Genomic DNA, 17,673 nt, shown 5'->3' on the forward strand with positions numbered 1-17,673 from the left:
CTCTACTTGACCTGCGCCGAGATGATGCTCATCACCGCGGTGTCGGCGAGGGTCGTCGTGTCACCCACCTCGCGGCCCTCGGCGACGTCGCGGAGCAGGCGCCGCATGATCTTCCCGGAGCGGGTCTTCGGCAGCTCACCCACGATGTAGACATCGCGCGGGCGGGCGATCGCGCCGATCTGCTCTCCCACCCAGAGGCGCAGCTGCTGGGCGAGGCCGGCAGGCTCGTGCGCGGCGAGATAGCTCTCCTTGATGATGACGAAGGCCACCACTGCCTGACCGGTCGTCTCGTCCGAGGCACCGACCACGGCGGCCTCGGCCGTCGCTTCGTGCGCGACCAACGACGATTCGATCTCCGCGGTCGACAGGCGATGTCCGGAGACGTTCATGACGTCGTCGACGCGACCCAGCAGCCACAGGTCGCCGTCGTCGTCGAGGCGCGCGCCATCCCCGGCGAAGTAGTAGCCCTGGTCTTCGAACTTCTCCCAATAGGTCTCCTGGTAGCGCTCGGGGTCGCCCCAGATGCCGCGCAGCATGCTGGGCCAGGGCTCGGTGATCACGAGGAGGCCGCCGCTGCCGTTGCCGACCTCGACGCCGCTCTCGTCGACGACGTCGATAGAGATCCCGGGCAGAGGCACCTGCGCGGAACCGGGCTTGGTCTCGGTGACTCCCGGAAGAGCGGACACCATGATCGCGCCGGTCTCGGTCTGCCACCAGGTGTCGACGATCGGGGTCTTGTTCGCCCCGATGACCTCGCGGTACCACATCCATGCCTCGGGGTTGATGGGCTCTCCCACCGAGCCGAGCAGTCGCAGCGACGACAGATCGAACTTCGCGGGGACGCTGCGGCCGATCTTCATGAACGAGCGGATCGCGGTCGGCGCGGTGTAGAAGATCGACACCTTGTACTTCTCGATGATCTCCCACCAGCGGCCGGGGTGCGGGGCATCCGGTGTGCCTTCGTAGAGCACCTGGGTCGCGCCGTTGGCGAGGGGGCCGTACGTGACGTAGCTGTGTCCGGTGATCCAGCCGATGTCGGCCGTGCACCAGAACACATCGGTCTCCGGGTGCAGGTCGAAGACGTACTTGTGCGAGTACGCCGCCTGGGTCAGGTACCCGCCTGAGGTGTGCAGGATGCCCTTGGGCTTGCCCGTCGTGCCCGAGGTATAGAGGATGAAGAGCGGATTCTCGGCGGGGAACGCCTGTGCCGTGTGCTCCGCGGAGGCGGCAGGGACGGCGTCGTGCCACCAGATGTCGCGGCCGTCGATCCAGTCGACCTCGTTCTCGCCACGGCGGACGACGAGGACGTGCTCGACGGTCTGCTGCTCACCGTCGCCGCGGTCGGCGAGGGCCTGGTCGACGGCCGGCTTCAGCGCCGAGACGCGGCCCTTGCGGTAGCCGCCGTCGGCGGTGATGACGAGCTTGGCGCCGGCGTCGTCGATGCGCGAACGCAGGCTGTCGGCGCTGAAGCCGCCGAACACGACGGAGTGGATCGCTCCCAGGCGAGCGACCGCGAGCATCGAGGCGATCGCTTCGGGGATCATCGGCAGGTAGATCGCGACGCGGTCGCCCTGGCCGATGCCGAGACCTTCGAGCACGTTGGCGACGCGCTTGACCTCGTCCGTGAGCTCGGCGTACGTGATGCGGCGGGAGTCGCCCGGCTCGCCTTCCCAGTGCAGGGCGACGCGATCGCCGTTGCCTGCTTCGACATGACGGTCGAGGCAGTTGTAGGCGACGTTCAGCTCGCCGTCCTCGAACCACTTCGCGAAGGGCGGGTTGCTCCAGTCGAGCACCTGGGTGAACGGCTTGTGCCAGTGCACCAGCTCTCGGGACTGCTCACCCCAGAAGGATTCGCGATCGGCGGCGGCACGCTCGTACAGCTCGGGCGAGGAGATGGTGTGGGCGACGAAGTCCTCCGACGGCGGGAACTTCCGGGTCTCGTCGAGAAGATGATCGATCTGGCTGCTCATCGGCAGGCGCTCCTTTGCGGCATACGGGTCTTACGAGCATGGTCGTGGGGGTGGCGACCAGGTCATGGCGAATCTATCTCCGCGGCCTCCTGTCGCATACTGCCGAAAGTCGGTAGTGCGGCCGGTTTTGTCAGGACGGTCGCCTTGCGTACACTCGACGACAGCCGAATTCTCATTCCGGCCTTGGCGTGCCCGATTCCCCCAATCGTGGTTCGTCGTGGGCGGCATCTCATTCCCCCCGTGAGATGCCGCCCATTCCTTTGGGAGCGCTCCCTGCCGTGCCGGGTTCCGCCGGAGGCGTCGCCTGCACCGTGGGCGGATGAGTGGTCTTATTCACAGGCGCTGAGCCGACCCGCGCCTCACGCCTTTCCCACACGACGGCCGCGCATAGCGTCGCGTCCATGCCTGATTCCTTCGTCATCCAGCCCAGGGGAGTTCGTTCGGCTGCGCCCGAAGGGGAAGCCCCGCCCGAGACCCGTCGCCTGGATCCGGCGTTCGGGCCGCTTCTCACCCACCTCGACGATGCCGTCACCGATGTGTTCGTGAACGGGGCGAGCGGGCTGTTCGTCGACCGCGGGAGTGGAGCAGAGCCCGCACCGGGGTGGAGGGCTTCGGAGCGGGAGGTCCGCGACCTCGCCGTCGCACTGGTCGGTCTCGGGGGACGCCATATCGACGACTAGAAACCATAAAATAGACATATGCCTAAGATGCCGCGAACGACCCTCTCGGCGGTAGCACTCGCCGCCGCCTCTATCGCCCTCCTGGTGGGGTGCTCTGCGACCCCGCCCGTCGCGTCACCGACGCCCACACCGGACGCGTTCGACGTCGCCTGGGATCGGTGCGTGTGGTCACACCCCGAGCCGTACGAGGCGAAAGCCGAGGACGGCGAGGGGTACGTCATGCAGACACCCGAAGAGGGCTGCGAGCGGTGGGTGGATCAGGTCGGGGAAGACGGCTTCATCGACCAGTGGGATGAGGAGTACGCGCAGATGACCCGGTGCGCGTTCGTTCTCGGCACGACGAACGACGAGTACGCCGACGAGATCGACGCCTGCATCGAGGCCGCGCCGTGACCGTCCGTGCTGCGATCTACGCGCGCATCAGCAGTGACCGAAAGGGCACCGGGGAGGGCGTCGACCGACAGGAGCGCGACTGTCGAGACCTCGCCCAGCGGCTGGGCTGGGATGTCGTAGAGGTCTACGTGGACAACGACATCAGCGCCGCCAGCGGCAAGCTGCGGCCGGAGTACCGAGCGATGCTCGAGGCGGTGAAGGCGAAGCACATCGACGCGATCTTGGCTTGGCACCCGGACCGGCTGCACCGCCGCCCGACCGAACTTGAAGAGTTCATCGCGATTGTGGAGAGGCACGGCACGCTGATTCAGACCGTGACGGCGGGGGAGCTCGACCTGTCGACACCCTCGGGGCTCATGGTGGCGCGCATGCTCGGAGTCGCGGCCCGCTACGAGGTCGATCAGACGAAGAAGCGGATCAAGGCGGCTGTCGACCAGCGCGCGAAGGAGGGTCGACCCGCAGGGGGACTGCGGCCCTTCGGGTACGAGAAGGGCGGCATGGTCATCCGGGAGAGCGAAGCGGCAATCGTGCGCGAGTGCACCGACGCTCTGCTGTCGGGGCGGACACTGGCCTCTCTGGCGCGTGAACTTCGCGCGCGTGGGGTCACGGGCACCCAGGGCAAGCCGGTGACGTACAACAACCTCCGCGACCTGCTCCTCAAGCCGAGGAACGCGGGCATCGTCGCTCGCGGCCTCCCGAATCGGAACGCGACGACGAACAACAGCACGCGTCCGTACGAGGAGATCGGCCCCGCTCTTTGGCCGGCGATCGTCCCCGAGGAGAAGTGGCGAGCCCTGGTAGCGCTGCTCACCGACCCCGGGCGTCGGACCTACCACGGCAACCTGCGGGAGTCCAAGCACCTCGGGTCGAGCATCTACCGCTGTGGCATCGAGGGCTGCGGTGGGAAGATGCGGACGGCGCCGAACGGCGGCACGCCCAGCAAGCCGGGGAGTCGCCACACGATCTATCGATGCGTGACGAGCGCGCATCTGACGGTGCGCGCGAGCTTCACAGATGACTACGTGCGGGGGGTCGTGGCCGAGATGGTGCGCGATCCGCGCATCCAGGCCGCGTTGGCCCCGAACGCAGACCCGCAATTGGCGGCTGACCGCGAGGAGCGGGCCGCCCTGTCTCTGCGGCTTCAGCAGTTCGAGGACGACTACGCCGCGGGCAAGATCAGGGCGGAGCAGTTGAAGCGCGCCACCGACAGGGTGGCCGCAGAGATCGCGGACATCGACGCCCGTTCGGCGCGACTCTTGCGCACGACGGCGGCAGCGGCGATCCTTCGGGCGCAGGATCCCGGCCAGGCGTTCTTGGACTCTCCCGTCGACGTGCAGCGCGCCGTGCTCAGCACGGTGCTGCGCGTCGAGGTCGTGCCACAGGAGCGCCGGGGACTCGCATGGTCCCCGGCGCGCCTGCGCCTGAGCCCCGCTGTCTGAGATGGGGTTGGTCGACGTCGAGCGTCGCTGCGCAGGCGGGTGTGAAACCTCGGCCATGATTGCGATATGCCAACAGTGATTGAGACCGCATACCGGGCGCTGCAGCGAGCGGGATCGAACTCATTGGGAGATCGTTCGCTCGACGCGCACCTGATCACCTGCGTGCGTGGGTCTCTCAACTTGTTGGCAACGACTGCGACACGGGCTCCGATCACTTCCCTAGTGCCCGGAAAGACGTACTTCGGCTTCACTCTGGGCGGACGCGCATCGCGGGCCGTCAACGCGGGTCTCTTCGTCGATGACATCGATGAGGTTATTGAGGCTCTCGAACGGGTGCTTCGCGGTGACTACCCCGAAGATCCTGCAGACCTTCATCAGGCGTTGTACACCGCGGCTATTTCGTACCCCGCAGCGCGTGACGTTACGACCACCGGCGACAGGAAGTCTCCTGGCACTTTTCTCGAACTGCTCGTCGCTCATCTGGTCGCTACGACTTTCGGGGTTCGCCCCGGACGTCAGATCAGCGTGCCGACGCTAGACATCCAACTCACCCTGCCGACGGACTTCGTGTTCGACCTCGGCCCCGAAAAGAGCCGTATCCATCTTCCGGTCAAGGCGTCCACCCGAGAGCGCGTGATTCAAGTCTGGGCGCATCAGCGTGTACTCGACGGTATGCACGGAGTGAACCGGTTTCGCGGTCTGCTCGTGGTGCTCGCCGAGACCAATCGACAGACCCAGGCCAACACGGTCACAGAGGTCTGCCTGCCGGATCAGTGGACGGCCTATCAGATGTACATCGCGCAGCTGCATCGCGTGTACTACTTCGATGTCCCCGACAAGTACCGCAGGCTCCGCGACACGTATCCGTTCCTCGAAGTGAAGACCTTTGCGGACTTCTTCTACGAGCACGCGGAAATCGCTCAGCCCGGACTCGCGATCGACTCCGTCGTCGAGGAGAGTCTCGACGACACAGTCGTCTAGCGTCAGTCGGCGCTGCGGCGACGTCCGGGCCACCGTCGAGTCGCAGGCGCCTTCCAGAAGACGAGGAAGTAAGAGTGGTTCTTGCGAGCATGGCGCTGCTGAACCATTCGACTGACGCCGGGCTTCGTTGAGCGCGTGATCACGAAGAGGTCTTCCGTCTGGAAGCCGTAGGGCTCCAGTTCGTTGATGATCTCAACGTGAGTGAGCCGCTGCTTGTTCGCGCACACCTCATCCTGGCACTTCACGATGTAGATCCCGCCATCTCGGAGGACTCGGAAAGCCTCGCGTGCGGCGTCGAAGTACAGGTCGAGCACTGCCTCGTGGTACTTCGAACCGCTGGTGTTCGGCGTCGCGTTGTTGCGGTAATACGACTCAAAGTTCTGATGCCCGGTATGAGCTCCCTGACCGGGGGTGTGCATGTAGGGAGGGTCGAAAACGACGGCGTCGATTGAGCCCGCTTCATACGGCAACGCGCGAGCGTCAACGCCGTCCATCAGGTCGGTTGCGAGCAGATTGATGTCGGTACGCTTCACCTGCCGCCAGAACGCGCCCTGCCCGTACGTTACGTCCGCAACGGTTGCGCCCTGGTCGACATAGAGATCGAGGATCCCAGGGAAAAGGTCTGCGTTCACGCCGACCATCGATGAAAGAACGAGGTCGTTCGTTGCCTCGCCGCCTTGGCGACGCGCGGTCCGCTCGTGGGTCTTCGGGAGGGCATCAGGTGCTTCGGCGATCGTCACTCTTCGAGAGTAACCGCCAGGTGGGACGTGGCGCTCATCCCGCGCCACGCGCATCGAACGAATGTGGCGCCAACCGGGGCGCCCCGGAATCGGCCATATGCGCCGGTTTCCGGGGTTCCGGCCGTCCGGGGTGCTTCAGGTGGTTTGCGGTTGTACGGACGCCGGGAACCGGCGCATATGACCGAGAACCGGGAAGACCTCACCCGCCCGGGGAACCCGAAAACCCGGTAAACTAGGGATATCGGAGCCACGCCCGCTAGGGCTGGCGCTGAGGTCCCCGAGCCAGCCGTCGGAGCGCTCCAAGGGATTGAAGTCAGAGCAGAACGCCGCCTCACCCGGCAAGTACGCGAAATGGACGGACGGACTGACGGGCGTCAGGCGGAATCAAATTCCGCACACCGACCCGAACGCCGAGGCCGAGAGGCCAGACACAGGGCACATATGCCTCCTGGGGTGCTGAGTGAGATGAAGTCGCGCGGACTGAGATTGAAAGGCGCGGCGGATTCGACAAGCACCCACAGGGGGCTTTTCTCATGTCCGAAACCAACACTCCGGCCGCGCGTCGCTTCCGCAACGCCGAAGGCGCGGCATCGCACTTCATGGTCACCGCCGAGACCCTGACGAACTGGCATCACCGCGGCTACATCCGTGGCTATCGCATCGAAGGCGTGCGCGGCATCCAATTCGACCTCGACGAGATCGAGCGCGCGTTCAAGGTCTACGGCCCGAGCAAGATGCGCGACGGACGCAGGCGCGGCGCAAAGGGTCGTGTCGTGGCCGTCGTCGTGGCTGAGGGAGGCGACCAGTGAGCGCGCCCATCATGACCCCGACGCCCGCCGAGGCTGCGGCAGTGATGCCGCCGCTCACCGATGATCAGTGCGCCCGCATCGCCGCTCTGCTGTCGTCGGGCACACCCACGAAGGCGGCATCATGAGCGTCGCTGACGATCACCTGGCTGCCGAGATCGCAGAGGCAGCGCGCATGCGCGCCGAGGGCATCGCGGAGTTCCATCGTCTCTCGTTGCCGCGATCGTCGCCGCTGAACCTGAGCGACCGTGAACGTGCGGAGGCTGACGAAGCCCTGCGCGACTTCCAGGCGCGTCTAGCGTCTGGCGACTGGTACGGCAACGAGGAGGACGACGCATGAGCAGGTTCAGTGGGCTCATCGTGGAGGTGACGGATCGCAACTCCCGCCGTGCCCAGTACCGCCCGTTTGATGGCGACGAGGGCTGGGAACGCGCCACGCGCCGAGCCCAGGTACAAGCACTCGAAGATGCACGGATCATCGGCCCAACGGGCCTCGAGTTGTCCGGCAAGGAGCGGCAGCGGGTCGTGGATCGACTGCTGATCGACACCGAGAGCATGCGGCCGGTCTTCGATCCGACAGCGGAGGGCGCGGTGACGCGCGCCTACATTCCTGGCTTGTGGAATCACGGCACCGTACCCGCATTCATCGGCCCGAAGGGGTGGGGCAAGACGAAGCTCCTGTTCGGGGAGCTTGCACCCTCACTGCTGATGCCAGACAGGAGATTCCTCGGTGCGTTCGAGCCCGTCCAGATGACCGACGCAGAGAGGCAGCGCGACGTCTGGATGATCAACTCCGAGACCCGCCCGACGGCGGTACATGAGGAATTGATCGCAGGTGGATTGCAGTACGCCAAGCGTGCGGGTGTGCCTTGCTACGTTGGCCCGCACGGGGTGGATGCAGGCGTGCTTATCGTGGAGCACCTTCCCGCCGGCGGCGGGGCGACCTCCTTCGACCTCACAGACCCGGCCAAGATGGACTGGTGGGAGGCGCGTCTGATTCGCTTCACCGGCACGCACGAGCCGCCCCTCGTGCTCGTCGCCGACGGTGTCTCCGCCATGGTGGGCAACGACACGAGTCGCTATGGCGCATTCACGTCGGGGTTCCGAAGGCTCTCGCAGGAGGCCGGCATCCCGAACGGGTTGGGCGTGCTGCACTCTCCGATGGATCCGAGGGTCAACACTCCCATGAACGGCCTCGAAAGCATGGGCGAGTGGGACGGAATGTGGATCGCGCGTGCGGATCGGTTCCCGATCTTCCCGACGACTCCGCGCCACTTCCTCACCCTGCCGCGGCTGGGTGACCCGATCGTCTCCGACGCCCGAGTGAGCCTGGGAGACGATGGCAGGCTCACGCTGGGCGCGGCGTCCGAGGGGAAGGCGGTAGCGCCGGTGGCCCCCGTCGATTCCGAGCGCGACCGGCTGTTGCGGAAGCTCTCGGACGCTGGCGGCTGGGCGTGGACGAAGACCCTGTGCGGGACAGGTGACGCCTACACGAGCGGATCGAAACTCCTCAAGGTGCTGAGGGCTGAGGGCGTGGTCGAGTCACGAGAACATCAGGAGGGCAAGATCCGAGGCGTTCAGTGGCGTCTGCCTAAATCCGACGAGGACTGACCCTCGGAGTTCGTAGCTGGATCGATCGTGCCACGCGCGAGAGGGCTTCGGGTGTTCGGGTTCTCTTAGAAGCTCTGGGGGTGCGAAGCTCCCCCTTCTAAGAAACCCGAAACCCGAAACCCGTCGCCGTGAAGCGTCCAGACGAGTTCAGGTCAATCAGCTGGCGATCAGCGGCGGGAAGTCCTGCATGTGCCGATCGAAGGCGGCGAACCGGAGCTTCGGATCGGTGACCCGATCCACGGCAGCGAGCGAGCGCGCGGCCAGGGTCGGTCGTGACGTGTCGAGCGACATCGACATTGTGCGGGAGGTCATGCTCATCGTGCTCATCGTGGGTCTCCATCCCCTCGAACGTGCGTGTGGTCAGACCACAAGAGTACCTCGTACCCCCAGGGAGTATCACGGAAAAACCTGCTGTAGTACGCTGGCGTCTAGAGGGCATGATGCCTCAGCCCTCGAAGACGCTCGTCTGGCAGCAGGGCCGGAGCCTGATTGACAGGCCCGCCGATGCCCACGAACGCAACATCCTCCCACCCCTCCAAGCCCGCGTCCGCGCCGTCCGCTCGCGGCGTTGACGCGTCGGTCGTCTCGGTAAGGCATCCCGGGCGGCCCCAGCCCGCCGCGCGCGTGGAAACGGGACTGCACGCGCGCGGCGGGCATCCTCGACCAGAGCCGACGCCCGAGCAGGTGCGCCACGGCATCCGCCGCACGGCCCTGGTTCCTGCGATCATCACCGTGCCGTGCCCGGTCCACGATGCCGCGGTCGGAGAGCCCTGCTACCGCCTCGGTGAAGGCGGCGCACGCGGCGTCTGCGGTGACCGCATCGAGTTCTGCGCTGAGCGCGTCAAGGCGAGGATCGCGCAGCGATGAGCACGCCCGCGGACCTCCGCGCACGTCTGGTGAGCAGCCAGCAGGCCGCGAGCGCCGTACCGATCATCGGCCTCCTCGGAACTCCGCCTGCCGGTACGCCAGTCGGATATTCAGCATGGGCGGTCGGGTCACTCTTTGGTGACCGGCACGTCGTGATCATGCCGACCCTGGACGACAACGCGCCCGCCGTCGTTCTGGATCGCGTCGTCGCCCGCGTCCTTGCGACCGCCACCGGGTGCTGCCCGCTTTGCGGACGCGCTGCGGGCGTGGACGTACTGACGCCCGGAGTCGTTGACGTGCGCCACGACGAGGGGTGCCCCGCGACCTTCGGGCCCGAGGACTCCCGCTGGTTCCCGGCCCTACACACGAGTCACGAGGAGGACGACCGATGACCAGGAAGTACGCGCCGCGGCTCATCCCGGCGTCACACCACGTCACCCAGAGCGCCGAGCGATACCGCGAGATGCAGCGACCGGACCCCGCCCCCGAGAGCACGCCCGCGCCGGCCGCGTGGGAGCAGAAGCCCGAGCCCGAGGTGGCGCCGATTCCGAAGTACGGTCGCGTGCCCCGAGGGCTGCAGCCGCCCGCGCCGCCGCAGAAGTCGGCGGTGCTCGGCATGTTCGACCAAGCGCTGCAGAGCACGTCTGACCCCCAGGTGAAGCGACGCCTCCGCGCTGCTCAACGTGAGATGAGCGCGCAGATCGCGCGTGAGATCGCGGAACTCCCGCCGGGTGCTGACCCCAGCGCCTACGGCTACTGAACTTCGAGCGATAGGACCGATCATGACCACTACCATCGAACGCTCTCCCTGGACGTCTTTCCCCTCGGGGACTCTTCCCTGTGCAAGCTGCGGCGTCGCCGTGAGCGCCAATTCCGAGACGGAGGTCGAAGTCCTCCAGGTGTTCGGCCGGACCCGGCACGAGGGATACGCACCTCCGCGCCACGACCTGCACGTGACGCGCTGCGATGAGTGCCGACTGATCCGTCACAGCGCCGTCGACCTCCTCGGGGCTCACCCTGCGGTGCGCCAGCGGATCGGCGCGGCCGAGATCGCCGTTCACCGCCTCGAGTCCGCGCTATGCGCCCTCGACGCGTTGGGCACCACCGACGCCAAGACGATCGACCTTCTCACCACGACCGGCGCGGATCTGCTCCGCCTCATGGACGCGCTCACCGTGCCTGGCGTCCACGCTCGGTGGGCGGCGCTCGTGCGTGATGCGGGCTTCGCCAACGCGCCCTCGACGCCCGCCTCACGCGCTCGCTGGTCGCACATCTCCCCTGAACAGCGCCGGGAGCTCCGGAACACGGCAGCGGGGCTCCTGGCGCGCCGCATCGAGAAGCCCGTGGACGTGCAGTGCGTCGACTACGACGGCAGCCCGTCGGGATGCATGCTCTGCGGCGTCGGCGCAGTCCAGGCATTCCGAGACGACGCGGAGAGCGTTTGGACGCTCATGTCCGCGGACTCCGCGAGCATCGGCGGCCCCGGTCGGGCCGACTCCCTCGACGGCGTGGTCTGCCCTCGATGCGACCTCGCGATCGACCAGGCGCATGGCGTCGGCATCTCCGCCATGACGTTCAGCGTGCGGTCGTTCCTCGGGGTGCCGTCGCACCTGCGGTCGCTGGAGAACATCGACGGCCTGATCGGCTGGGCGGCGCTCCCCTCGGGCACCGCGCCGAACCGCGAGCCGTGGGCTCATCTCGATCTCGGAGAGCTTCGGGAGGCCGCGGAAGCACTGATCGGGCGCGCCGCGTAGCACTCGATCCACCCAAGACCTCACGGCCCCGGAGACCTCCCCTCATCCGGGGCCGTGATGCATCTGTGCCACGCCGTCCGCGAGGCTGCGTACGGCTCGCTGGTGACGTGCGGCGGGCAACTCCATCGGAGTCGACCCAAAACGGGACGTTTCGGGAAAACCCCTGATCAGGAATATGTCTAAAACTTGGTTTCTAGGACCAGGCGCCCTGCGTCGACGTCCGTCTCGATTCCGGCGTCCGGGTTCATGCGGTCCTCGCACCGGTATCGACCACCGGAACCGCCCTCTCGATACGCATTCCCCGCGTACGTGTCGCGGATCTCGACGCGCTCGCCGCTCTCGGTGCCTTCGATGCGCGCCAGCATGCCTGGCTGCTCGGGCTGGTGGCCGAGCGGGCGAACATCCTCATCACCGGGGGAACCGGAACGGGCAAGACGACGCTGCTGTCGGCGCTGCTGTCGGAGGTGTCGTCGACGGAGCGCATCGTCACGATCGAAGACGTCGCCGAGCTGCGTCCGCGTCACCCGCATCACGTCGCCCTCGAAGCGCGGCAGTCGAACCTCGAGGGCGCGGGCGGCATCTCTCTGGCGCGACTGGTGCGCGAGTCGTTGCGGATGCGTCCCGATCGGCTGGTGGTCGGGGAGTGCCGCGGTGAAGAGGTCCGGGAGCTGCTCACCGCCCTCAACACCGGTCACGACGGGGGTGCGGGCACTCTGCACGCGAGCGGGCTCCGCGACGTCCCCGCGCGGCTCGAAGCCCTCGGCGCCCTCGCCGGGATGGACGCGATCGCTCTCGCGCGGCAGGCGGTCAGCGCGTTCACGATCGTCCTCCACCTCGACCGCGCCCCCGGGGGCACCCGTCGCATCCGGCAGGCGGGGCGTCTCGTGATCGTCGGGGATCGTCTCGATATCGAGGAAGTGCAGCCGTGGTGATGCGGTGGGGCCGTGTGGGGCGACGAGGGTCGGCCGGCGCGACGGATGCCGCGACCTCGGTGCAGACGCTGGCCGTGCTGCTGCAGGCGGGGGCTGCGCCGGTCATCGCGTGGCGCCACCTGGCCGAGGCCGATGATCCGCAGGCGCGGGCTGTCGTCGACCGCCTCGATCGTGGCGTGCCGCTTCTCGAGGCCATCGAGGCTGAGGGCGGGGCATGGATCGATCTGGCCGCCGCCTGGGAGATCGCGACGACGGTGGGGGCGCCGCTCGCCGAGGTTCTCCGCATGATCGCGGAGACGCTGCGAGACTCCGAGGCCGCGGCTGACGATGTGCGCATCGCACTCGCCGAACCCGCAGGAACCGCACGGCTGCTGCTGTGGATGCCGTTCGCCGGGGTGCTCCTCGGGTTCGCACTCGGGTTCGACACCATCGGAGTGATCTTCGGGAACGTGCTCGGCGCCGCCTGCGTCACCGTCGGCCTGCTCCTCGTCGCCGCGGCGCATCTGTGGACGACGCGCCTGCTGCGGCGGGCACGACCGGCGCCCGGCACCCCCGGGATGCACGCAGAGCTCGTCGCGGTCGCACTGTCGGGCGGGGCCTCGATCGATCGTGCGCATCAGCTGGTCTCGCAGGCGTCCCCCTCGGAGACCGGCGATGAACGCGTTCGCTCCGTGCTCGAGCTCTCTCGCGCCGCGGGGGTGCCGGCAGTCGAGCTGCTCAGGGCATCCGCGGCCCAGGACCGACACGCCGCCAGAGTGCAGGGGCGGCTCCGTGCCGCGAAGCTCTCGACACGCCTGTTGTTCCCGCTCGGGGTCTGCACGCTGCCGGCTTTCCTCCTTCTCGGTGTGGCGCCGCTCCTGCTCAGCGTCCTCGTATCCGCGCCGATGCCGCTGTGACGTTCCCGAACACCCGTACGCCCCGATGCCCTGCATCCCACAGAAAGAAGGAACAGATGAAGAACATTCCCCTGCTGGATCGACGGCGCGCCGAGGCGTTGTTCGGCGACGACACCGGAGCCGCCACGGCCGAGTACGCGATCACGACGATGGCTGCTGTGGCTTTCGCAGGACTCCTCGTCGTCATCATGCGATCGGACGAAGTGCGTGGCATTCTCACCGATCTCGTGCGCCGGGCGCTGACGGTGTCGTGATGAAGATCACGAGACGATCCCGGAACGCCCGTGGCGTCGGCGAGGTGTCGCCGGCGCCGCGACACGCGGGCGACCGCGGATCCGTCTCGGCGGAGTTGGCCCTCGCTCTTCCCGCGGTGGTGCTGGTGTTCCTGCTCGGCGCGGGAGCTCTCGGCACGGCATCCCGCCAGGTGGCGCTGCAGGATGCCTCTGCCGACGCGGCGCGCCTGCTCGGACGCGGCGAAGAACAGGGCACTGCGAAACGCGTGGTGCAGTCCGCAGTCCCGGGAGCGGGGATGACATCCTCGCTCTCGGGCGACCTCGTCTGCGTCAGCGCGTCGCTCGACGTTTCCGTCGGATCGGTGCTCCGTCTGCCTCTTCGTGCCAGGAGTTGCGCGCTCGACGGGGGACTCTGATGGCAGGTTCGGCGCTCGCGGCGGGAGTTCTCGCCGTCGCGGCGACGCTGTCCCTCGGCCTCGCCGCTGTCGGCGGGGCCGCGGTGACGGCACAGAGGGCGGCAGGTGCCGCTGATGCCGCGGCGCTCGCCGTCGCGGACGCCGCGAGTGGTGCCGTGCCGACCGACGAGCAGCCCTGTGAACTCGGAGCGAGGGTCGCGCGGGCGTCGGATGCCGTGCTCACCGGATGCGTCCTCAGGGGCTTCGTGGCGACCGTGGAGGTGCAAGCGGCGTACGCTGGACTCGCAGCCGTCTCCCGAGCCCGTGCCGGGCCACCCGAGGGATAGCGACGGCAGCGCGACCTCGCTCACTGTGAACGACCCCGCACAGTGGTGTGTATGGTGTGCTTCGAAGAAAGGACGCACCCTTGGCTGAAGGCAAGAAGCTCGTCATCGTCGAGTCCCCGACGAAGATGCGGTCTATTCAGGGATACCTCGGCGACGGCTACGAGGTGCTCAGCTCCGTCGGCCACATCCGCGACCTCGCTGACAAGAAGGACATCCCGGCTGCGGACAAGCAGGCCTACGGGAAGTACTCCATCGACATCGACAACGGATTCGACCCGTACTACGTCGTCTCCGATCGGAAGACCAAGACGGTCGCCGAACTCAAGCGCGCGCTGAAAAGCGCCGACGAACTCCTGCTCGCCACTGATGAGGACCGCGAGGGCGAGGCGATCGCCTGGCATCTGCTCGAGACCCTCAAGCCCAAGGTGCCCGTGAAGCGGATGGTGTTCCACGAGATCACCAAGGATGCGATCCAGGCCGCAGTCGGCAACACACGCGAACTCGACCACGACCTCGTCGATGCACAGGAGACCCGACGCATCCTCGACCGTCTGTACGGCTGGGACGTCTCGCCCGTGCTCTGGTACAAGGTGAAGACAGGCATCTCGGCCGGACGCGTGCAGTCCGCTGCGACCCGCCTGATCGTCGACCGGGAGCGCGAGCGCATGGCGTTCACCTCCGCCGAGTACTGGGACGTCGATGCGGCGGCTGCCGCGACCGGCACCTCGTTCAAGATCCGTCTGGTGCGCGTCGACGGTGGCCAGCTCGCTCGCGGTAGCGACTTCGATGACGACGGCAAGCTCAAGAAGGCCGTCGTCATCCTCGATGAGGCCGCAGCGTCTGCCCTGGCGAAGGCCGTCGACGCCGTGGGCGCCGGCACCGTCACCAAGGTCGAGGCGAAGCCCGGCACCCGCAGCCCCTACGCTCCCTTCACGACATCCACGATGCAGCAGGAAGCCGGGCGCAAGCTCTCGATGGGCGCGAAGCAGGCGATGGGTGTCGCCCAGCGCCTGTACGAGAAGGGCTACATCACCTATATGCGTACCGACTCCACGTCGCTGAGCACCCAGGCGGTGCAGGCGGCGCGGAGCCAGGCGGTGGCCCTCTACGGCGACGCCGCGGTACCGCTGAAGCCCCGGGTGTACAAGTCCAAGAGCAAGAACGCGCAGGAGGCCCACGAGGCCATCCGTCCGTCCGGTGACAACTTCCGCACGCCGGCCTCGCTGTCGTCGGAACTCGACCGCGACGAGCAGCGCCTCTACGACCTCATCTGGAAGCGCACCGTCGCCAGCCAGATGGCCGACGCCAAGTACGAGACCACCACGGTCACGATCGCCGTCGACGCCGCGGGCAAGAAGGCCGAGTTCACGGCCTCCGGGACCGTGTACACCTTCAAGGGCTTCCTGGAGGCGTACGAAGAGGGTCGCGATGAGAAGCGCGGCGACGCGGACGCCGCGGAGAACCAGTCGCTCCCCGCTGTCGCGGTCGGCGATCAGCTCGCGGTGTCGGATGCGGAGGCCAAGGGGCACCGCACCACCCCGAAGCCGCGATACACCGAGGCTTCGCTCGTGAAGGTGCTCGAGGAGAAGGGCATCGGTCGCCCCTCGACGTTCGCCTCGATCCCCGAGACGATCCTCGATCGTGGGTACGCGGTCAAACGTGGGCAGGCCCTCGTGCCGACCTGGCTCGCGTTCAGTGTCGTGCGCCTGCTCGAAGAGCACTTCGCCGAACTCGTCGACTACGACTTCACGGCTGCGCTCGAAGACGACCTCGACACGATCGCCCGCGGCGAGCAGAACCGGGTCGAGTGGCTCAAGTCCTTCTACTTCGGATCCGACAACCACGTGGGTCTGCGCCAGGTCGTCGACAACCTCGGTGAGATCGACGCTCGTGCACTGAACTCCACGCGCATCACCGACACGGCCACACTTCGCTTCGGCAAGTACGGCCCGTATCTCGAAGTGGCCGACCCCGCGAACCCCGAGGCCAAGCCGCGCATCGTCAACGTGCCGGAAGACCTCGCACCCGACGAGCTGACCGCTGAGAAGGCTCAGGAGCTCATCGACGCTCCCGTCGCCGGCGACCGCGTGCTGGGGGAGAACCCCGAGAACGGCAAGATCATCGTGGTGAAGGACGGCCGGTTCGGGCCGTACGTGCAGGAGAACGACCCCGTGTCGGAAGACGCGGCGGTCGACGAGACCACGGGCGAGGTCGTCGAGGCTCCGAAGCCGAAGCGCGGTTCGAAGAAAGAGGCTGCCCCGAAGCCCCGCACTGCATCGCTCTTCCGCTCGATGTCGGTCGACGAGATCGATCTCGACACCGCGCTGAAGCTGCTCAGCCTTCCCCGCATCGTGGGCGTCGACCCGGAATCCGGCGACGAGATCACGGCGCAGAACGGCAGGTTCGGGCCGTACCTGAAGAAGGGCACCGACTCGCGTTCGCTCGAGTCCGAGTCGCAGATCTTCGACGTGACGCTCGAACAGGCACTCGAGATCTACGCGCAGCCGAAGTACGGCGCAGGCCGTCGGGCCTCCAGCGCGCTCGCCGAATTCGAGGCCGACCCTGTCAGCGGGAAGCCGATCCGCATCCGCGACGGCCGTTTCGGCGCGTATGTGACCGATGGCGAGACGAACGTGACGATCCCGCGCGGTCAGACCGTCGACGACATCACCTTCGAGGTTGCGGTCCAGATGCTCGCCGACAAGCGTGCCAAGGGCCCGGCCCCCAAGCGCGGAGCGGCCAAGAAGGCTCCTGCCAAGAAGCCTGCAGCCAAGAAGACCGCCGCCAAGCCAGCTGCCAAGACGACCGCCGCCAAGAAGGCCCCTGCGAAGAAGCCGGCAGCGAAGAAGACCACCGCTGCCGCGTCCGCCGCTCGTTCGGCCGCGGCCAAGAAGGCCGCGGCGACGCGTGCGGCCAATGCGGCAGCGAAGGCGGCGGAGAAGGCGGACTCGTGACCTCAGGGCACGGGGTATGGATCACGTTCGAGGGCGGCGACGGCTCGGGGAAGACCACGCAGTCGAATCTGCTCGCCGAGTGGCTCGAAGGAGCCGGACGCACGGTGGTCCGCACGCGTGAACCCGGGGGTTCCGAGGTGGGACAGCTGATCCGAGACATCGTGCTGCACCATCGGGGCGACATCGCGCCCCGAGCGGAGGCACTGCTGTACGCCGCGGATCGGGCTCACCATGTCGCCACCGTCGTGCGACCAGCGCTCGAGCGGGGCGACATCGTGCTGCAGGACCGCTACCTCGATTCGTCCGTGGCGTATCAGGGTGCCGGCCGCGTGCTCGACGCGGCCGAGATCCGAGACCTGTCGCTCTGGGCGGCGGAAGGCGCGCTTCCGGACCTCACGATCCTGCTCGACCTCGACCCTGCGGCGGCGCGCACCCGTCTGGACTCCGCCGACAAGCCCTTCGACCGGCTCGAAGCCGAGAAGGCGGAGTTCCACGAACGCGTGCGCGACGCCTTCCTCACACTCGCGGAGGAAGAAGAGGAGCGGTTCCTCGTCGTCGATGCCTCCTCCGCGCCGGAGATCATCGCGGAACGGATCCGTGCGGGAGTCGACGCCCTTCTCGACTGAGCCGATCTCGCCGGTCGGCTCGACCACGATCTCGTGCGGTGGGCGTCGG

The 17,673-nt window shown here is 67.4% G+C and carries 21 protein-coding genes and 1 pseudogene; 19 read left to right on the forward strand and 3 right to left on the reverse strand.

Features of this window, described 5'->3' with window-relative positions; translation table 11 throughout:
• Window positions 1–2: 2 nt before the first annotated feature.
• Complete coding sequence (gene acs / locus GLO27_RS16020; RefSeq protein WP_167255692.1) at window positions 3–1,970, reverse strand: acetate--CoA ligase; 1,968 nt, start codon at window positions 1,968–1,970, stop codon at window positions 3–5.
• Between the two features lie 401 nt (window positions 1,971–2,371).
• On the opposite strand from acs, the gene GLO27_RS16025 reads away from it, so the two are divergent.
• The 4 genes from GLO27_RS16025 to GLO27_RS16040 all read left to right on the forward strand — a co-directional run bounded on the left by GLO27_RS16025 (window position 2,372) and on the right by GLO27_RS16040 (window position 5,463).
• Window positions 2,372–2,650, forward strand: a complete 279-nt coding sequence (locus tag GLO27_RS16025) for a hypothetical protein (RefSeq protein WP_243844844.1) — start codon at window positions 2,372–2,374, stop codon at window positions 2,648–2,650.
• Window positions 2,651–2,668: 18 nt separating this feature from the next.
• Complete coding sequence (locus GLO27_RS16030) at window positions 2,669–3,043, forward strand: hypothetical protein (RefSeq protein ID WP_141368883.1); 375 nt, start codon at window positions 2,669–2,671, stop codon at window positions 3,041–3,043.
• Window positions 3,040–4,482, forward strand: coding sequence for a recombinase family protein (locus tag GLO27_RS16035; RefSeq protein WP_167255694.1), 1,443 nt, complete (start codon window positions 3,040–3,042; stop codon window positions 4,480–4,482). The genes GLO27_RS16030 and GLO27_RS16035 overlap by 4 nt, the downstream gene beginning before the upstream one ends.
• Before the next feature lie 222 nt (window positions 4,483–4,704).
• A complete protein-coding gene (locus GLO27_RS16040; protein ID WP_167255696.1) occupies window positions 4,705–5,463 on the forward strand; it encodes a hypothetical protein in 759 nt (252 codons plus the stop codon).
• Window positions 5,464–5,465: 2 nt separating this feature from the next.
• Here the strand turns inward: GLO27_RS16040 and GLO27_RS19895 are convergent, their stop codons facing one another.
• Window positions 5,466–6,203, reverse strand: coding sequence for a DNA methyltransferase (locus GLO27_RS19895; protein ID WP_208323806.1), 738 nt, complete (start codon window positions 6,201–6,203; stop codon window positions 5,466–5,468).
• A 533-nt stretch (window positions 6,204–6,736) separates the two neighbouring features.
• On the opposite strand from GLO27_RS19895, the gene GLO27_RS16050 reads away from it, so the two are divergent.
• Genes GLO27_RS16050 through GLO27_RS16060 form a run of 4 tightly spaced genes read left to right on the forward strand, consistent with a single transcriptional unit; the run spans window position 6,737 to window position 8,620 of the window.
• Window positions 6,737–7,012, forward strand: coding sequence for a hypothetical protein (locus GLO27_RS16050; protein ID WP_167255700.1), 276 nt, complete (start codon window positions 6,737–6,739; stop codon window positions 7,010–7,012).
• Complete coding sequence (locus GLO27_RS20130; protein ID WP_279588004.1) at window positions 7,009–7,137, forward strand: hypothetical protein; 129 nt, start codon at window positions 7,009–7,011, stop codon at window positions 7,135–7,137. The genes GLO27_RS16050 and GLO27_RS20130 overlap by 4 nt, the downstream gene beginning before the upstream one ends.
• Complete coding sequence (locus tag GLO27_RS16055; protein WP_167255702.1) at window positions 7,134–7,349, forward strand: hypothetical protein; 216 nt, start codon at window positions 7,134–7,136, stop codon at window positions 7,347–7,349. Before GLO27_RS20130 ends, GLO27_RS16055 begins: the two co-directional genes overlap by 4 nt.
• On the forward strand, window positions 7,346–8,620 hold the full coding sequence (locus GLO27_RS16060) for a hypothetical protein (protein ID WP_167255704.1): 1,275 nt from the start codon (window positions 7,346–7,348) through the stop codon (window positions 8,618–8,620). Before GLO27_RS16055 ends, GLO27_RS16060 begins: the two co-directional genes overlap by 4 nt.
• Window positions 8,621–8,776: 156 nt before the next feature.
• Here GLO27_RS16060 and GLO27_RS16065 read toward each other — a convergent pair whose 3' ends face one another.
• The gene (locus GLO27_RS16065) at window positions 8,777–8,932 is read right to left on the reverse strand and encodes a hypothetical protein (RefSeq protein WP_156149117.1); all 156 of its coding nucleotides are present in this window, start codon (window positions 8,930–8,932) and stop codon (window positions 8,777–8,779) included.
• Between the two features lie 312 nt (window positions 8,933–9,244).
• Here GLO27_RS16065 and GLO27_RS16070 point away from each other — a divergent pair, with 312 nt between their 5' ends.
• From GLO27_RS16070 to tmk, 11 genes and pseudogenes are all read left to right on the forward strand, one after another.
• Complete coding sequence (locus GLO27_RS16070; RefSeq protein ID WP_156149118.1) at window positions 9,245–9,487, forward strand: hypothetical protein; 243 nt, start codon at window positions 9,245–9,247, stop codon at window positions 9,485–9,487.
• Entirely contained in the window at window positions 9,484–9,879 is a 396-nt protein-coding gene (locus GLO27_RS19630) for a hypothetical protein (RefSeq protein ID WP_208323807.1), read from the forward strand. Before GLO27_RS16070 ends, GLO27_RS19630 begins: the two co-directional genes overlap by 4 nt.
• Entirely contained in the window at window positions 9,876–10,247 is a 372-nt protein-coding gene (locus GLO27_RS16080; protein ID WP_045263252.1) for a hypothetical protein, read from the forward strand. The genes GLO27_RS19630 and GLO27_RS16080 overlap by 4 nt, the downstream gene beginning before the upstream one ends.
• 100 nt (window positions 10,248–10,347) lie before the next feature.
• On the forward strand, window positions 10,348–11,241 hold the full coding sequence (locus GLO27_RS16085; RefSeq protein ID WP_127011965.1) for a hypothetical protein: 894 nt from the start codon (window positions 10,348–10,350) through the stop codon (window positions 11,239–11,241).
• Window positions 11,242–11,438: 197 nt separating this feature from the next.
• Window positions 11,439–12,173: pseudogene (locus GLO27_RS16090) on the forward strand (ATPase, T2SS/T4P/T4SS family); the annotation flags it as partial.
• Window positions 12,173–13,069 (forward strand): type II secretion system F family protein, encoded by an 897-nt coding sequence (locus GLO27_RS16095; RefSeq protein WP_031206959.1) that lies wholly within the window; start codon window positions 12,173–12,175, stop codon window positions 13,067–13,069. The pseudogene GLO27_RS16090 and the gene GLO27_RS16095, both read left to right, overlap by 1 nt.
• 56 nt (window positions 13,070–13,125) lie before the next feature.
• Window positions 13,126–13,323, forward strand: coding sequence for a DUF4244 domain-containing protein (locus GLO27_RS16100; protein WP_021199122.1), 198 nt, complete (start codon window positions 13,126–13,128; stop codon window positions 13,321–13,323).
• Complete coding sequence (locus GLO27_RS16105) at window positions 13,323–13,718, forward strand: TadE family type IV pilus minor pilin (RefSeq protein WP_021199121.1); 396 nt, start codon at window positions 13,323–13,325, stop codon at window positions 13,716–13,718. The genes GLO27_RS16100 and GLO27_RS16105 overlap by 1 nt, the downstream gene beginning before the upstream one ends.
• Window positions 13,718–14,044, forward strand: a complete 327-nt coding sequence (locus GLO27_RS16110; protein WP_021199120.1) for a hypothetical protein — start codon at window positions 13,718–13,720, stop codon at window positions 14,042–14,044. The genes GLO27_RS16105 and GLO27_RS16110 overlap by 1 nt, the downstream gene beginning before the upstream one ends.
• A gap of 80 nt (window positions 14,045–14,124) precedes the next feature.
• Complete coding sequence (gene topA / locus GLO27_RS16115) at window positions 14,125–16,998, forward strand: type I DNA topoisomerase (protein WP_167255708.1); 2,874 nt, start codon at window positions 14,125–14,127, stop codon at window positions 16,996–16,998.
• Complete coding sequence (gene tmk / locus GLO27_RS16120) at window positions 16,995–17,624, forward strand: dTMP kinase (protein WP_167255710.1); 630 nt, start codon at window positions 16,995–16,997, stop codon at window positions 17,622–17,624. The genes topA and tmk overlap by 4 nt, the downstream gene beginning before the upstream one ends.
• Window positions 17,625–17,673: the final 49 nt, after the last annotated feature.

Source organism: Microbacterium sp. Be9 (assembly GCF_011754135.1).
Taxonomy (GTDB): Bacteria; Actinomycetota; Actinomycetes; order Actinomycetales; family Microbacteriaceae; genus Microbacterium; species Microbacterium maritypicum_A.

What these genes read in the sequence shown, in the direction of transcription:
- acs (WP_167255692.1), bottom strand. Translation starts at nt 1,970, where the DNA reads ATGAGCAGCCAGATCGATCATCTTCTCGACGAGACCCGGAAGTTCCCG.
- GLO27_RS16025 (WP_243844844.1), top strand. Translation starts at nt 2,372, where the DNA reads ATGCCTGATTCCTTCGTCATCCAGCCCAGGGGAGTTCGTTCGGCTGCG.
- GLO27_RS16030 (WP_141368883.1), top strand. Translation starts at nt 2,669, where the DNA reads ATGCCTAAGATGCCGCGAACGACCCTCTCGGCGGTAGCACTCGCCGCC.
- GLO27_RS16050 (WP_167255700.1), top strand. Translation starts at nt 6,737, where the DNA reads ATGTCCGAAACCAACACTCCGGCCGCGCGTCGCTTCCGCAACGCCGAA.
- GLO27_RS16055 (WP_167255702.1), top strand. Translation starts at nt 7,134, where the DNA reads ATGAGCGTCGCTGACGATCACCTGGCTGCCGAGATCGCAGAGGCAGCG.
- GLO27_RS16060 (WP_167255704.1), top strand. Translation starts at nt 7,346, where the DNA reads ATGAGCAGGTTCAGTGGGCTCATCGTGGAGGTGACGGATCGCAACTCC.
- GLO27_RS16065 (WP_156149117.1), bottom strand. Translation starts at nt 8,932, where the DNA reads ATGACCTCCCGCACAATGTCGATGTCGCTCGACACGTCACGACCGACC.
- GLO27_RS19630 (WP_208323807.1), top strand. Translation starts at nt 9,484, where the DNA reads ATGAGCACGCCCGCGGACCTCCGCGCACGTCTGGTGAGCAGCCAGCAG.
- GLO27_RS16080 (WP_045263252.1), top strand. Translation starts at nt 9,876, where the DNA reads ATGACCAGGAAGTACGCGCCGCGGCTCATCCCGGCGTCACACCACGTC.
- GLO27_RS16095 (WP_031206959.1), top strand. Translation starts at nt 12,173, where the DNA reads ATGCGGTGGGGCCGTGTGGGGCGACGAGGGTCGGCCGGCGCGACGGAT.
- GLO27_RS16100 (WP_021199122.1), top strand. Translation starts at nt 13,126, where the DNA reads ATGAAGAACATTCCCCTGCTGGATCGACGGCGCGCCGAGGCGTTGTTC.
- GLO27_RS16105 (WP_021199121.1), top strand. Translation starts at nt 13,323, where the DNA reads ATGAAGATCACGAGACGATCCCGGAACGCCCGTGGCGTCGGCGAGGTG.
- GLO27_RS16110 (WP_021199120.1), top strand. Translation starts at nt 13,718, where the DNA reads ATGGCAGGTTCGGCGCTCGCGGCGGGAGTTCTCGCCGTCGCGGCGACG.